The 14891-nt window shown below is 69.1% G+C and carries 12 protein-coding genes; 9 read left to right on the top strand and 3 right to left on the bottom strand.

What is annotated here, in order from left to right; all coding sequences use genetic code 11:
* The coding region (locus VGS97_RS07105) for a type II toxin-antitoxin system Phd/YefM family antitoxin (RefSeq protein ID WP_326852441.1) at positions 1–326 on the top strand (326 nt) is incomplete at its 5' end.
* 9 nt (positions 327–335) lie between these two features.
* Positions 336–755: a type II toxin-antitoxin system VapC family toxin gene (locus VGS97_RS07100; RefSeq protein WP_326852440.1), complete on the top strand. Its 420-nt coding sequence runs from the start codon at positions 336–338 to the stop codon at positions 753–755.
* Positions 756–1107: 352 nt separating this feature from the next.
* Here VGS97_RS07100 and VGS97_RS07095 read toward each other — a convergent pair whose 3' ends face one another.
* The gene (locus tag VGS97_RS07095; protein WP_326852439.1) at positions 1108–2013 is read right to left on the bottom strand and encodes a PAC2 family protein; all 906 of its coding nucleotides are present in this window, start codon (positions 2011–2013) and stop codon (positions 1108–1110) included.
* A gap of 236 nt (positions 2014–2249) precedes the next feature.
* Between VGS97_RS07095 and metH the strand changes: the two genes are divergently transcribed.
* Together metH and VGS97_RS07085 are read left to right on the top strand one after the other, a co-directional pair.
* Positions 2250–5744: a methionine synthase gene (metH, locus tag VGS97_RS07090; protein WP_326852438.1), complete on the top strand. Its 3495-nt coding sequence runs from the start codon at positions 2250–2252 to the stop codon at positions 5742–5744.
* A gap of 108 nt (positions 5745–5852) precedes the next feature.
* Positions 5853–6749, top strand: a complete 897-nt coding sequence (locus VGS97_RS07085) for an HAD family phosphatase (protein ID WP_326852437.1) — start codon at positions 5853–5855, stop codon at positions 6747–6749.
* Between the two features lie 65 nt (positions 6750–6814).
* On the opposite strand, the gene VGS97_RS07080 is transcribed toward VGS97_RS07085, so the two are convergent.
* Complete coding sequence (locus VGS97_RS07080; protein ID WP_326852436.1) at positions 6815–7855, bottom strand: PD-(D/E)XK nuclease family protein; 1041 nt, start codon at positions 7853–7855, stop codon at positions 6815–6817.
* Positions 7856–7933: 78 nt separating this feature from the next.
* On the opposite strand from VGS97_RS07080, the gene VGS97_RS07075 reads away from it, so the two are divergent.
* Together VGS97_RS07075 and VGS97_RS07070 are read left to right on the top strand one after the other, a co-directional pair.
* The gene (locus VGS97_RS07075) at positions 7934–9151 is read left to right on the top strand and encodes a site-2 protease family protein (protein WP_326852435.1); all 1218 of its coding nucleotides are present in this window, start codon (positions 7934–7936) and stop codon (positions 9149–9151) included.
* Between the two features lie 55 nt (positions 9152–9206).
* Positions 9207–10184 carry a tRNA (adenine-N1)-methyltransferase gene (locus VGS97_RS07070; protein ID WP_326852434.1) on the top strand — a complete coding sequence of 326 codons (978 nt, stop codon included), beginning with the start codon at positions 9207–9209 and terminating at the stop codon, positions 10182–10184.
* Between the two features lie 65 nt (positions 10185–10249).
* On the opposite strand, the gene VGS97_RS07065 is transcribed toward VGS97_RS07070, so the two are convergent.
* Positions 10250–10531, bottom strand: a complete 282-nt coding sequence (locus tag VGS97_RS07065; protein ID WP_349262018.1) for a ferredoxin — start codon at positions 10529–10531, stop codon at positions 10250–10252.
* Positions 10532–10982: 451 nt separating this feature from the next.
* Here VGS97_RS07065 and arc point away from each other — a divergent pair, with 451 nt between their 5' ends.
* From arc to VGS97_RS29450, 3 genes are all read left to right on the top strand, one after another.
* On the top strand, positions 10983–12749 hold the full coding sequence (gene arc, locus VGS97_RS07060; RefSeq protein WP_349262017.1) for a proteasome ATPase: 1767 nt from the start codon (positions 10983–10985) through the stop codon (positions 12747–12749).
* A gap of 127 nt (positions 12750–12876) precedes the next feature.
* Positions 12877–14388, top strand: a complete 1512-nt coding sequence (dop, locus tag VGS97_RS07055) for a depupylase/deamidase Dop (RefSeq protein ID WP_326852431.1) — start codon at positions 12877–12879, stop codon at positions 14386–14388.
* Positions 14389–14720: 332 nt separating this feature from the next.
* Positions 14721–14891 (top strand): ubiquitin-like protein Pup (locus tag VGS97_RS29450; RefSeq protein WP_349262016.1); only part of this gene is annotated, 171 nt, incomplete at its 3' end.

Raw genomic sequence — 14891 nt, 5'->3', positions numbered from 1 at the left:
GGGACGGATTCGGGAGGAACGCGATGGCCGCCACCAAGGAAGACGCGCACTGGCAGATCCAGGAGGCCAAGCAGCGATTCAGTGAGCTGATCCGGTCCGTCCAGTCAGAGGGCCCGCAGTTCGTCACCAAGCACGGGGAGGAGATCGCAGTCGTGATCGACATCGAGGAGTACCACCGCCTGCATCCGGCGTCGAGGCCGAAGACGTTCAAGGAGTGGCTGTTGAACGGCCCGAAACTGGAGGACTCGTTCATCGAACTGCTCAACGAGCGGCAGCGGGACTATACGACCGAGGAAGACCTCAACATCTTCGACGACTGGGACTAGGAGCGAGCGATGTACGTCCTCGACACCAACATCCTGTCCGAGATGTACCGGCGCACGCCCAATCCGCGAGTGCTCGCCTGGCTGGACGCCGTGCCCGACCACCGCCTGCACACCAGCGTCATCGTCATCGGAGAGTTGCGCCGGGGCATTCAGAAGCAGGCGCGGATCAACCTCCCCGCGGCGCAGCGCCTGGACCTGTGGCTCGACGAGCTCATCGACACCTACTCGTTCGGGGATCGTCTGCTGCCGGTGAATCTCGAAGACGCATTCACCTGGGGCAGGATCACAATCGACGGAAAGCTGCCGCACGCGGACGCCCTCATCGCGGCGCAGGCGCTCTCGCGGGACTGGACTGTCGCCACCCGCAACGTGAAGGACTTCGAGCGGACCGGGGTCCGTCTGCTCAATCCCTTCGAGTACGAGGGCTGACGCCGGGGCGAGGCCACCGGGCGGTCGTGCCGGGGCAGCGGGGCACTGTCACACCCGAGCGCGCCGTCATACCGGAGCGGCGCTGTCATACCGAAACTGCCTACTCAGAGTCTCATATCCGGTGTCTCATGCCTGGAGCTTTATGATCGAAGACTTATATCCTGTCCGGCGACGCGGGGCGCGGTCGCCACACTGGGACTGGCAGTGCATGACCGAAGCAGAGAAGCAGAAGTGCGGCACCGGACGTACGGCTGAGCAGAGGTGCGGCGCAAGCGGACATGCAATCGAACGGGACGTGCCGCCGAAGTGTGACGTACGGCCGCCACGCCGGGCGTCGTCACATCAGGCGTCGTCACGCTGGGCCGTCGTCACCTCCGCCGCGGCGGCGGCGCTCGTGCCGGCGCAGGTAGCGCTCGAACTCCCGGGCGATGGCCTCGCCGCTGGCCTCGGGCAGTTCGGCGGTGTCCTTCGCCTCCTCCAGGGTGCGGACATACTCGGCGACCTCGGCGTCCTCCGCCGCCAACTCGTCGACGCCGGTTTCCCAGGCGCGCGCCTCCTCCGGCAGCTCGCCGAGCGGGATCGTCAGGTCCAGCACGTCCTCGATCCGGCGGATCAGCGCCAGCGTCGCCTTCGGGCACGGGGCTTGCGCCACGTAGTGCGGCACCGCCGCCCAGAAGGAGACCAGGTCGATGTCTTCGTGCCGTGCCATCTCCTGTAGCACCCCGTTGATACCGGTCGGGCCCTGTAGCGTCGGCTTGTCCAACCCGTGCGAGCCCTGCAAGTCCTCATTGCTCGACGAGCCGCTGACCGGCACCGGCCTGGTGTGCGGCACGTCCGCCAGCAGCGCGCCGAGCGAGACGATCGTGGTCACCCCGAGATCACGGGCCAGGTCGAACAGCTCCTCGCAGAACGAACGCCAGCGCATGTTCGGCTCGATGCCGTGAACCAGCACCACGTCCCGGTATGCCGCCTCGGACGTACCCGGACGCTGGTTCGCCACCGGCACCCGGGCCACCGAGAACCGGGTCGTCGGCCAGACGATCTCCCGCTCGCCCTCGTCATCCAGCGCCAGCACCGGCCGGTTGACCTGGAAATCGTAGTAATCCTCGGCATCCATCGCGCCGAACAGATCCGCGTCGAGCACTTCGGCGAGGTGCCGGACCGCGTTGGACGCGGCATCGGCGGCGTCGTTCCACCCCTCGAACGCCGCGACCATCACCGGGTCGACCAGCTCGGGCAGCTCCTCGAGCTCGATCACCCGCGCCTCCTCGTCCTCAGGCCCTGCGCGCGGACGCCCAAGGCAGTACACGATCCCATACACCGAAACAGACTCAGCAAACTCACTGCCGGAACAAACTCACTGCCAGGCGATGCGCACTTGGCGCGCGCCGCTCTCAGACTACGCCCGTGAGACGCTTCGCCGCCGAGCGCACGCTCGTCGGTACCCTTGATGAGCGAAGTGCACGAGCTCCATCCCGATGGAAAGGACTGCCCATGGTCTCCACCGCGGCGGAACTCCGCCGAGCGCTGGCCGAGCGCGTCGTCGTCGCTGACGGGGCGATGGGCACCATGTTGCACGCCCAGAACCCGACCCTCGACGACTTCGAGGGGCTGGAAGGTTGCGTCGAGGTCCTCAACGCGACCCGCCCGGACATCATCCGCTCCGTGCACGACGCGTACCTCGCGGTGGGCGTCGACTGCGTGGAAACCAACACCTTCGGCGCGAACCTGACCGCACTCGGCGAGTACGACATCGCGCACCGCATCCACGAACTGTCGCAAGCCGGCGCCCGGCTGGCCCGCGAAGTCGCCGACGGCTACAGCACGCCGGACCGGCCGCGCTGGGTGATCGGATCCATCGGCCCCGGCACGAAGCTGCCCAGCCTCGGCCACCTGCCCTACGCCGCCCTGCGCGACGGGTACGAGCAGGAAGCGGCCGGCCTGATCGCGGGCGGCGTGCACGCGCTGCTGGTGGAGACCAGCCAGGACCTGTTGCAGATGAAGGCCGCGATCATCGGCACCCGCCGCGCGCTCAAGGCCGCCGGAGTCGACCTGCCGGTCTTCGCGCAGGTCGCCGTCGAGACCACCGGCACCATGCTGCTCGGCTCGGAGATCGGCGCCGCGCTGACCAGCCTCGAAGCGCTGGGCGTCGAACTGATCGGCCTCAACTGCTCCACCGGGCCCGCCGAGATGAGCGAACACCTGCGCTACCTGGCCAAGCAGGCGCGTATCGGCCTGTCCTGCATGCCCAACGCGGGCCTGCCCATTCTCGGCCGCGACGGCGCCCACTTCCCGCTCACCCCGTCCGAACTGGCCGACGCGCACGACAGCTTCACCCGGGAATACGGGCTCTCACTCGTCGGCGGCTGCTGCGGCACCACGCCCGAGCACCTGCGCCAGGTCGTCGAGCGGGTGCGCGGGCGCGAGGTCGTCCAGCGCTCGCCCAAGCCCGAACCCGGCGCCTCCTCGCTTTACCAGACCGTCCCGTTCCGGCAGGAGACCTCCTTCCTGGCCATCGGCGAGCGCACCAACGCCAACGGGTCCAAGGCCTTCCGCGAGGCGCTGCTGGCCGAGGACTGGGCTGCCTGCATCGAGATCGCCCGCGCGCAGATCCGGGACGGCGCGCACCTGCTCGACCTGTGCGTGGACTATGTCGGCCGGGACGGCGCCGCCGACATGCGTGAGGTCGCCGGGCGGATGGCCACCGCCTCCACGCTGCCGATCGTGCTCGACTCCACCGAACCCGCCGTGCTACAGGCCGGGCTCGAACTGCTCGGCGGCCGCGCGGTCGTCAACTCGGTCAACTACGAGGACGGGGACGGCCCCGAATCCCGTTTCGCCCGGATCGCCACGCTGGTGGCCGAGCACGGCGCGGCGGTGATCGCGCTGACCATCGACGAGCAGGGCCAGGCGCGCACCGCCGAGCACAAGGTCGCGATCGCTGAGCGGCTGATCGCGGACCTCACCTCGAACTGGGGCGTGCCGGAGTCCTCGATCCTGGTGGACTGCCTGACCTTTACCATCGCCACCGGCCAGGAGGAGTCCCGCCGCGACGGCCTGGAGACCATCGGGGCGATCCGCGAGCTCAAGCGGCGGCATCCGCAGGTGCAGACCACCCTCGGCCTCTCGAACATCTCCTTCGGCCTGAACCCGGCCGCCCGCCAGGCGCTCAACTCGGTGTTCCTGCACGAGTGCGTCGAGGCCGGCCTCGACTCCGCGATCGTGCACGCCTCGAAGATCCAGCCGATCTCGCGCATCCCGGACGAGCAGCGCGAAACCGCGCTCGACCTGGTCTACGACCGGCGTCGCCCGGCGGCTGCCGACGAGCCCGCCTACGACCCGCTCACCAGGTACCTGGAGCTGTTCGAGGGTGTCTCCACCGCCTCGGCGAAGGCCACTCGCGCCCAGGAACTGGCCGCGCTCCCGCTCGACGAACGCTTGCAGCGGCGCATCGTGGACGGCGAGCGGCAAGGGCTCGAAGCGGACCTCGACGAGGCGCTGACCTTCCGCCCCGCCCTGGAGGTCGTCAACGAAGTCCTGCTGGAGGGCATGAAGACGGTCGGCGAGCTGTTCGGCTCCGGCCAGATGCAGCTGCCGTTCGTCCTCCAGTCCGCCGAGGTGATGAAGACCGCGGTCGCCCACCTCGAACCGCACATGGAGAAGGCCGACTCCTCCGGCAAGGCCACCATCGTGCTGGCGACGGTCAAGGGCGACGTGCACGACATCGGAAAAAACCTGGTCGACATCATCCTCACCAACAACGGCTACACAGTCGTCAACCTCGGCATCAAGCAGCCGATCTCCGCCATTTTGCAGGCCGCCGAGGAGCACGAGGCCGATGCCATCGGCATGTCCGGCCTGCTGGTGAAGTCCACCGTGGTGATGAAGGAGAACCTGGAGGAGATGAACCAGCGCGGGGTGGCCGCCCGCTGGCCGGTGCTGCTCGGCGGCGCCGCGCTCACCCGCCCCTACGTCGAGCAGGACCTCGCCGAGATCTACCAGGGCGAGGTGCGCTACGCCCGCGACGCCTTCGAGGGACTGCGGCTGATGGACGCGGTCGCCGCGGTCAAGACCGGCGCACCCGGGGCTGCTCTGCCCGATCTGCGTAAGCGCCGCATCGCTCAGCAAGGGTCGCTGATCGCCACGGCGCCGCAGGACATGCCGGCCCGCTCCGACGTCGCCACCGACAACCCGGTGCCCACCCCGCCATTCTGGGGCACCCGCGTGATCAAGGGCATCCAGCTGGCCGACTATGCCTCCTGGCTCGACGAACGCGCCACCTTCCTCGGCCAGTGGGGACTGCGCGGCACTCGCGGCCCGCAGGGCGGGCCTTCCTATGAGGAACTCGTCGAGACCGAGGGCCGCCCGCGGCTGCGCATGTGGCTCGACCGGCTGCACACCGAGAACCTGCTGGAAGCCGCCGTGGTCTACGGCTACTTCCCGGCCGTGGCCAAGGGCGACGACCTGATCGTCCTCGACGAGCGCGGCGCGGAGCGCACCCGTTTCACCTTCCCCCGGCAGCGGCGCGACCGGCACCTGTGCCTGGCCGACTTCTTCCGCCCGCAGGAGGGCGGCGAGACGGACGTGATCGCCCTCCAACTGGTCACCGTCGGCGGCCGGATCTCCGGGGAGACCGCGAAGCTGTTCGAGGCCAACGCTTACCGCGACTACCTCGAACTGCACGGGCTCTCGGTCCAGCTGACCGAGGCGCTGGCCGAGTACTGGCATGCTCGGGTACGCGCCGAACTCGGCTTCGCGGGACAGGACCCGGCGACCATCGACGGGATGCTCAAGCTTGAGTACCGCGGCGCCCGCTTCTCGCTCGGCTACGGAGCCTGCCCGAACCTGGAGGACCGGGCGAAGATCGTCGAACTGCTCGAACCCTCGCGGATCGGCGTCACCCTCTCCGAGGAGTACCAGCTGCACCCCGAGCAGGCCACCGACGCCATCGTGGTGCACCATCCCGAGGCCAAGTACTTCAACACCTGATATCACCTGATACGATCCGACGCCCCGACACCAGCGCGCGCGGTGCCAGAGCGGAGCAGAACCTTGCCGATACCCCCGACGCCGATACACCCACCGCAGATACTCGCAGTGCCGAATCCCGCAGCGCCGATTCCCACAGCGCCGGAACTCCCGGCGGCCGTGCTGTTCGACATGGATGGCACCCTGATCGACTCCGAACCCCTCTGGTTCGACATGGAGATCGCCACCCTCGGCGAGTACGGCTTCGCGCTCGGCCGCGAACACTGGGCCCACGTGCTCGGGCAGCCCAACGACGTCGCCGTGCGGTACCTGCTCGACGTCAGCGGTGCCCCGCTGACCCCCGGGCAGCTCAACGAGCGGATCGAACTCGCGATGGTCGAGCGGCTCGGCGAGGGCATCGAGCCGGTCGCCGGGGCGAAGGAGCTGTTCGCCGAGCTGGACGCGGCCGGGATCCCGGCCGCGCTGGTGACCGCCTCGTCCCGCCGCATCGTCGAGGCCTGCCTCGACTCGATCGGCGCGCACCACTTCCGGCTGACCGTCTCAGGGAACGATGTCGTGCGGGGCAAGCCGCATCCCGAGCCCTATCTGACGGCCGCTCGGCTGCTCGGCGTCGACCCGGCGCACTGCGTCGTGATCGAGGACTCCCCGAACGGCTCCCGGTCGGGAGCCGCCGCCGGCTGCCGGGTCCTGGCCATCCCGCGCGGATCCTCGATCGACCCGCATCCGCGGATAACGCTGGCCGACTCGCTCGCCGACGTCGGCCTGGCGACGCTGCGCGGCCTGTTCGCCGCGGAGGATGTCGGCGGCACGGTGCATGTCGATGGCGCAGTGCAAGTCAGTGGCGCAGTGCAAGCCGGTGGCACAGTGCAAGTCGATGACACCGGGGACATCGTCCACGCCGTGGGCGCCGATGAGGCCGAGGACTTGAGCGGGGCCGGATCGGCCCGTGCCGAAATGGACAGCGCTGAAGCCGCTGACGGTATCGACGGACCCGCAGCGGCCTGAGACTATTGGCCACCCGCGGCCGTTGACCGTTTCGGGCCGTTTCGGGCCGCTCGATTCAGGCCGCGTCAGGGCGCCGGAACGAACTCGACCTGTGGCGCGGGCGGCACCTCGCCCCCGTGCGCCGGGCAGGTCGGCTTGAACGAGCACCAGTCGCACAGCCGTGACGGGCTGGCCGGCCACTCCTGCCGCTGCGCGGCCGTGCGGATCGCCGCCCAGACCGCGGTGATCTTCTGCTCCACGCCGCGCAGATCCTGCTCGTCCGGGTCGTAGGTGAGCACGTTCCCGCTGCCCAGGAAGATCAGCTGGAGCCGCTTGGGCACCACGCCGCGCACCTTCCACAGCACGAGCGCGTAGAACTTCATCTGGAACAGGTTCTTCGCCTCGTGCCCGGACGGCGGGGCCTTCCCGGTCTTGTAGTCCACGACCCGCAGCAGCCCGTTCGGCGCGATATCCAGCCGGTCGACCACGCCGCGCAGCACGAGGCGGTCCTCACCCTCGCCGACAGCCGCGTGCACGAACAGTTCCCGCTCGGCCGGCTCCAGCCGGTTCGGGTCCTCCAGCGTGAAGTACTTGCCCAGCAGCGACTTCGCCGAGGCCAGCCACTCGGTCAGCTCCTGCGGCGTGCCGAACAGACTGCCGAGTCCCGGCTCCTTGGCCAGCAGCCGCTCCCACTCGGGCTGGATCAGCGCCGCGGCCTCCTGCGGCGTGCGCCCACCGGCGGGCAGGTCGAAGAGCCGGTCGAGCACCGCGTGCACCAGCGTGCCGCGCGCCGCGGCTGAACTGGGCGGCTCCGGCACCCGGTCCACGACCCGAAGCCGGAACAACAGCGGGCACTGCATGAAGTCCCCGGCGCGGGACGGTGAGATCGCCGAAGGCAGCCTTACCGGCACGTCGACGTCGAACAGCGCGCCGGACTTCGTGCCGCCGTAGTCGACGTCCTCCGGGAGCATGGGCGCAGGGATCGTCCCTGTCCCGTCCTGCTGCGCCCCTGTCAGCTCTGGCGCCGGCCCCGGCACTGTCACCGTCCTCGCCGTCCCGGGCAGCCTCTCCGGCGCCGTCTCGCCGATCAGCGCCTCTTCCGTAGCTCCCGCGACAGTGCCTTCCATGGCGGAACCATAGCTCAGAGCACCGACAAAGAAGGCCCTGCACAGCCCCCGGCGCAGTATCCACGTAGCATCGCCTATGTGAGCGACACGAATCCGAACGAGGGCGGACCCTCCGGCAAGCCGGACCAGACACCACCGGCCGGCGGGACGCGACCCTCCGGCGGAGGACTGGCCATGGGCCATCCCTTCGGAATCCCGATCGTCGTGTCCCCGACCTGGTTCCTGATCGCCGCCTTCATCACCCTCTACTTCGGCGACCAGTTCAACCACACCCGGCTCGGCGACCGGCTCGGCGACGGCCGCTACCTGGTCGCCTTCAGCTTCGCCGTGCTGCTCTATCTCTCCGTGCTGCTGCACGAGCTGGCCCACTCGGTGGTGGCCAAGCACTTCGGACTGCCGGTGCGCCGCATCGTCATCTACTTCCTCGGCGGGGTCTCGGAGATCGAGCGGGAGCCCGAGTCCCCGGGCCAGGAGTTCGCCGTGGCGGTCGCCGGGCCCGCCCTGTCCTTCGTCCTGGCCGGGGCGTTCTGGGGCATCTGGGAGGCGCTGCCCGCCACCAGCGACCAGTCCTCGACCGCGCTCCTGGTCGCCATGTACCTGGTCTTCGCGACCTGGAGCGCGAACCTGGTGGTCGGCGTGTTCAACATGCTGCCGGGACTGCCCCTGGACGGCGGCCGGGTGTTGCGCTCGGCCGTCTGGGCGGTGACGAAGAAGGCCATGACCGGCACCGTGGCCGCGGCCTGGACCGGCCGCGCCCTGGCCGTGGTCGTGCTGTTCGCCTCGATCTGGCAGAGCCGCGGGCAGGCGGACGCCGGGGCCGACCTGTACACCATCATGTGGGCCGCGTTCATCGCCTCGTTCATCTGGATCGGCGCGAGCCAGTCGCTCACCGTCGCCAAACTGCGCGACCGCGTCCCGCGGCTCCAGACGCGCGCGCTGACTCGTCGCGCCATCCCGGTCAGCGCCGACCTGCCGCTGTCCGAGGCCCTGCGGCGCGCCGCCGTCGCGGGTGCCCGCGCCGTCGTCGTCGTGGACCACGACGGACGGCCGACCGCGATCGTGAACGAGGCGTCCGTGACCGCCACGCCCCCCGAGCGCCATCCGTGGATACAGGTCGGCTCGCTGGCCCGCTCCCTGCGCCCGGGGATGACGCTGACCACCGACCTCGGCGGGGAGCGCCTGCTGGCCGCCCTGCGTGCCGCTCCCGCCCCCGAGTACCTCGTCACCGAGCCCGGCGGCTCGATCTACGGAGTGCTGGCCGCGGCCGACGTCGAGCACGCGTTCCTGCACGGCTGACGCCCGGCGACTGTCCATCCATTGGTACCTGCTTTCCGCAGGTAGACTCGCGCCCGTGAGTGAAACCCCTGGAGCACCGCACGGCGCAGAGCACCGCCGCGGCTCATTCAAGCCCGGTGACCTGGTCCAGCTGACCGACACCAAGGGACGCCATCACACGTTCCCGCTCCAAGCGGGCAAGCAGTTCCACACTCACAAAGGCTCATTCGAGCACGACGCGCTCATCGGCCGGCCTGAGGGCACCGTCGTGCGCTCCACGGGTGGCATGGACTATCTCGCGCTGCGTCCGCTGCTCTCCGATTACGTGCTGTCGATGCCGCGTGGCGCCGCCGTCGTCTACCCCAAGGACGCCGCGCAGATCGTCGCTATGGGTGATATTCACCCCGGCGCCCGCGTCCTGGAGGCGGGTGTCGGTTCCGGCGCCCTGACTTGCTCGTTGTTGCGCGCGGTCGGCGACTACGGCGCGGTGCACTCCTACGAGCGGCGCGAGGACTTCGCCAAGATCGCCGCCAAGAACGTCCGCACCTTCTTCGGCGGCGACCACCCCGCCTGGACGCTCACCGTCGGCGACCTGGCCTCGTCCATCCGCCCCGACGAGGTGGAGCGGGTCGTGCTCGACATGCTCGCGCCCTGGGAATGCGTCGACCCAGTCGCCAAGGTGCTCGTCCCCGGTGGCGTCCTGATCTGCTACGTCGCCACCACCACGCAACTTTCGCGCATCGTCGAGGCGCTGCGCGAGCACGGCCGCTTCGCCGAGCCCGAGGCCACCGAGACCCTGCTGCGCACCTGGCACGTCGAGGGCCTCGCCGTGCGCCCCGACCACCGGATGATCGGACACACCGGCTTCCTGGTCACCGCCCGCCGGATCGCCGACGGCGTCGACCTGCCGCCGCGCCGCCGCCGTCCCGCCAAGGGCGTCGAGGCCGAGCCCGAGGACACGTGGTCGGCGGACATGGAAGCAGCAGGCGACGACCGAGAGGCTCGCGCGGCCGCTCTTGAAGCGCGCCTGGCCCGCCGCGGCGAACTGCCCTGAACCGCCAGGGCGGCCAAGGCGCCGCAGAAGTCGCATTGGGTCGAGCCAAGGCGCTCTGGCGGCGCCTATTCGGCGTCGGGGCCTGCGACCATCGCGCCGTCGCTCACCCGGCGCACATGAATGCATTCACCGGGGCACTCCTTGGCGGAGTCGATCACATTCAGTATCAGATCCCCCGGAATCGGCACCCGCGCCCCCGTCGCGCTCTGTAACGCGCCGTCTGCGTCTTTCACGTACGCGAGCCCGTCGATGTCGAGCTCGAACACGTCTGCGGCGTATTGCGCGCACAGTCCGTCACCGGTGCACAGGTCCTGGTCGATCCATACTTCAAGCTTTTCGCCGCTCATCCGGAACGCCAACCATCCCCATGTCGTTGTCACCTACCAAACGACCCTAACAAGTCGAACCGGTCAGGTGATAAGCGAGTGTCCCGGGCGTATGGCGCACAGTTCCAATAGGCATGAGACGCAATAGGCATGGACAGTCGCAGGACGGGGGAGTAATGATCGAGTCCCGCAGCCGATCACGCCCGACGAGAGTCGGCACGCTGATCCGAACGGGTACCCGCCGTGCCACATGAACGAGCACTGAAGGGGGAATCGTGTTGATGGCAGTGTTGCCGACACAGCGGGGGACGACCGAGGTGGCTGCGGGGCCACGCGGTGTCCCCGGAATCGCCGGTCCCCGAGCCGCAAGCGAGTCTTCGGTTTGGGCCGGGCGCACTCCAGGTAGGGTCGTAACGTCGCAACACTCCGCGAGGAGGTGAGGACCGTGCCAGCCCACGAAGACGACAAGCCCATGCGCGCTCCCGGGTCCCGGTCCGGGCGCGGTGGCGGACCGAACGGTCCCGAGGCCGATCCGATGGCCCAGGTCGCGTATCTAGAGCAGGAGATCGCCGTGCTGCGCCGCCGTCTGGCCGAGGCCCCCAGGGGCGGACGGGCGCTGGAGGAGCGGGTCGCCGAGCTCCAGGCCACGGTCGCCGGGCTCACGGCGCAGAACGAGCGCCTCGTCGCCACCCTCCGGGACGCGCGCGACCAGATCGTCGCGCTCAAGGAGGAGATCGACCGGCTCGCCCAGCCCCCTTCCGGCTTCGGGGTCTTCCTGGAGGCCAACGAGGACGGCACGGCCGACATCTTCACCGGCGGCCGCAAGCTGCGGGTGACCGTCACGCCGAACATCGAACTGGCCGAGCTGCGGCCCGGCCAGGAGGTCATGCTCAACGAGGCCCTGAACATCGTGGCCGGCATGGGCTACGAGCGGGTCGGCGAGATCGTCATGCTCAAGGAGCTCCTTGAGGACGGCGAGCGGGCCCTGGTCATCGGCCACACCGACGAGGAGCGCGTGGTGCGCCTCGCCGAGCCGCTGCTGGACAAGGTCATCCGGGCCGGCGACGCGCTGCTGCTTGAACCGCGCTCCGGCTACGTCTACGAGCGGGTGCCGAAGTCCGAGGTCGAGGAGCTGGTGCTCGAAGAGGTCCCGGACATCGACTACTCCGACATCGGTGGGCTCAGCGGCCAGATCGAGCAGATCCGCGACGCCGTGGAGCTGCCGTACCTGCACGCCGACCTGTTCCGTGAGCATGAGCTTCGCCCGCCGAAGGGTGTGCTGCTCTACGGCCCGCCCGGCTGCGGCAAGACGCTCATCGCCAAGGCCGTGGCCAACTCGCTGGCCAAGAAGGTCGCCGAGATCAAGGGCCAGGACAAGGGCAAGAGCTACTTCCTCAACATCAAGGGCCCCGAGCTGCTGAACAAGTACGTCGGCGAGACCGAGCGGCACATCCGCCTGGTCTTCCAGCGGGCGCGCGAGAAGGCCAGCGAGGGCACCCCGGTCATCGTCTTCTTCGACGAGATGGACTCGCTGTTCCGCACCCGCGGTTCGGGCGTGTCCTCCGACGTGGAGAACACGATCGTGCCCCAGCTACTCTCCGAGATCGACGGCGTGGAGGGCCTGGAGAACGTCATCGTCATCGGCGCCTCCAACCGCGAGGACATGATCGACCCGGCGATCCTGCGGCCCGGCCGCCTGGACGTCAAGATCAAGATCGAGCGGCCGGACGCCGAGGCGGCGAAGGACATCTTCTCCAAGTACGTCACCACCACGCTCCCGCTGCACCCGGACGACCTCAAGGAGCACGGCGGCGACGAGTCCGCCTGCGTGGGCGCGATGATCCAGAGCGCCGTGGAGCGGATGTACTCGGAGACCGACGAGAACCGCTTCCTTGAGGTCACCTACGCGAACGGGGACAAGGAGGTCCTCTACTTCAAGGACTTCAACTCCGGCGCGATGATCCAGAACATCGTGGACCGGGCGAAGAAGTCGGCGATCAAGGACTTCCTGGACCACGGGCAGAAGGGCCTGCGCGTCTCCCACCTGCTGGGCGCCTGCGTGGACGAGTTCAAGGAGAACGAGGACCTGCCGAACACCACCAACCCGGACGACTGGGCCCGCATCTCCGGCAAGAAGGGCGAGCGGATCGTGTTCATCCGCACCCTCGTGTCCGGGAAGAAGGGTGCTGAGACGGGTCGCTCGATCGACACGGTCAGCAACACCGGCCAGTACCTGTGATCGTGCCGCCGGTCGGCGCCGTACGCGCGCCGGCCGGCTCGGCGGTGTCCTGTACCGACTCGACCCGGGGAGAACTCGTGCCCGTACTTGGTCCCGATCGCTCGCGCGGCGGCATAGGCTTGTCGTCATGAGCGTACAGCGAGTGATGGGCAGCGAGACGGAGTACGGGATCTCGGTGCCGGGGCACCCGAACGCGAACGCGATGCTCACCTCCTCCCAGATCGTCAACGCCTACGCGACCGCGATGCACCGGGCGCGGCGCGCCCGCTGGGACTTCGAGGAGGAGAACCCGCTGCGCGACGCCCGAGGCTTCGACCTGGCCCGCGAACTGGCCGACGCCAGCCAGTTGACCGACGAGGACTCCGGCCTGGCCAACGTCATCCTCACCAACGGCGCCAGGCTCTACGTCGACCACGCGCACCCGGAGTACTCCACCCCCGAGGTCACCAACCCACGCGACGCGGTGATCTGGGACAAGGCCGGCGAGTGGATCATGGCGGAGGCCGCGCGGCACGCCGCCACCGTGCCGGGTTCGCTGCCGATCAACCTGTACAAGAACAACACGGACAACAAGGGTGCCTCGTACGGCTCGCACGAGAACTACCTGATGGCCCGCACCACGCCGTTCGCGGACATCGTGCGGCACCTGACCCCGTTCTTCGTCAGCCGCCAGGTGGTCGCCGGGGCCGGCCGGGTGGGCCTGGGCCAGGACGGCCGCTCGCACGGCTTCCAGATCTCCCAGCGCGCCGACTACTTCGAGGTCGAGGTGGGCCTTGAGACGACGCTCAAGCGCCCCATCATCAACACCCGCGACGAGCCGCACGCCGACCCGGAGCGTTACCGCCGCCTGCACGTCATCATCGGCGACGCGAACCTCTCCGAGGTCTCGATGTTCCTCAAGATGGGCACCACGAGCCTGGTCCTGGCGATGATCGAGGACCGGTTCATGTCGGTGGACTTCTCGGTGGACCAGCCGGTCAGGACGCTGCACGAGGTCAGCCACGACCCGGGCCTCAAGCATCTGGTCACCCTGCGCTCCGGGCGCAAGCTGACGGCGGTTCAGCTCCAGATGGAGTACTTCGAGCAGGCCCGCAAGTACGTCGAGGACAAGTACGGCACCGACGTGGACGAGGTCACCCGCGACGTGCTCGACCGCTGGGAGTCGGTGCTCGGCCGACTGGAGACCGACCCGATGTCGCTGAGCCGGGAGCTGGACTGGGTCGCCAAGCTGGAGATCCTGGAGGGCTACCGCAAGCGGGACAAGGTCGACTGGGACAACGCCCGGCTGCACCTGGTGGACCTCCAGTACGCCGACGTGCGCCCCGCCAAGGGCCTCTACCAGCGGCTGGCCGCGCGCGGCCGGTTCGAGCGGATCACCACGGACGAGGAGATCCGCCGGGCGGTGGACCAGCCGCCGACCGACACCCGCGCCTACTTCCGGGGCCGCTGCCTGGACAAGTACGCCGACTCGGTCGCCGCGGCCTCCTGGGACAGCGTCATCTTCGACCTGCCGGACCGCGAGTCCCTCCAACGCGTGCCCACCCTCGACCCGCTGCGCGGCACCAAGCAGCACGTCGAGGCGCTGATCGACCGCTGCCGCACGGCTGCCGACCTGGTGCGCGAGATCACCGGCAGCTGACTGAACGTCTCGCGCTGTGGCGCGGTGCGCTGTCATGACGCGTGTTCGATGGCGCTCTGCGGCTCGGCGCGGAACGCTCCGGCGTCTGTCCACGTTCCCGAATACGGCCGAGTTCGCCCACAGCGTCCGAACGTGTGAACCGTGCAGGCATGGGGAAGCTGTGATCAAAGGCCGAGGGCCGGCCTCCTCCGTGGAACCGAATTATCGCCCCCGCTTGTCGGTTGTACGGCGTAGTGTCTGATCATCGGGCCTCCGGTCCCGGCTACGGCCCGGAGGCGTCGCAGAAACCTGGCACGACAGTGTCTCTACGCGAGAGAGGGCGGGTGGTCACCGTGGCAGCCAAAGACACCGGCGGGCAGGAGCGCGCCTCCAAGCACACCGAGGAAACCGACGAGGAATTCGTCGACGAGACCAGCGACCTGAAGGACCGTCACGCCAAGCTGTCCGAGGACGTCGACGACGTCCTGGACGAGATCGACGAGGTCCTGGAGACGGACGCGGAG

It is taken from the genome of Actinocrinis sp., assembly GCF_035946395.1.
In the GTDB taxonomy this organism is placed as follows: Bacteria; Actinomycetota; Actinomycetes; order Streptomycetales; family Catenulisporaceae; genus Actinocrinis.
This window is presented reverse-complemented; position numbering and strand designations above follow the sequence as displayed.

What these genes read in the sequence shown, in the direction of transcription:
- VGS97_RS07100 (WP_326852440.1), top strand. Translation starts at nt 336, where the DNA reads ATGTACGTCCTCGACACCAACATCCTGTCCGAGATGTACCGGCGCACG.
- metH (WP_326852438.1), top strand. Translation starts at nt 2,250, where the DNA reads ATGGTCTCCACCGCGGCGGAACTCCGCCGAGCGCTGGCCGAGCGCGTC.
- VGS97_RS07080 (WP_326852436.1), bottom strand. Translation starts at nt 7,855, where the DNA reads ATGGAAGGCACTGTCGCGGGAGCTACGGAAGAGGCGCTGATCGGCGAG.
- VGS97_RS07065 (WP_349262018.1), bottom strand. Translation starts at nt 10,531, where the DNA reads ATGAGCGGCGAAAAGCTTGAAGTATGGATCGACCAGGACCTGTGCACC.
- arc (WP_349262017.1), top strand. Translation starts at nt 10,983, where the DNA reads ATGCGCGCTCCCGGGTCCCGGTCCGGGCGCGGTGGCGGACCGAACGGT.
- dop (WP_326852431.1), top strand. Translation starts at nt 12,877, where the DNA reads ATGAGCGTACAGCGAGTGATGGGCAGCGAGACGGAGTACGGGATCTCG.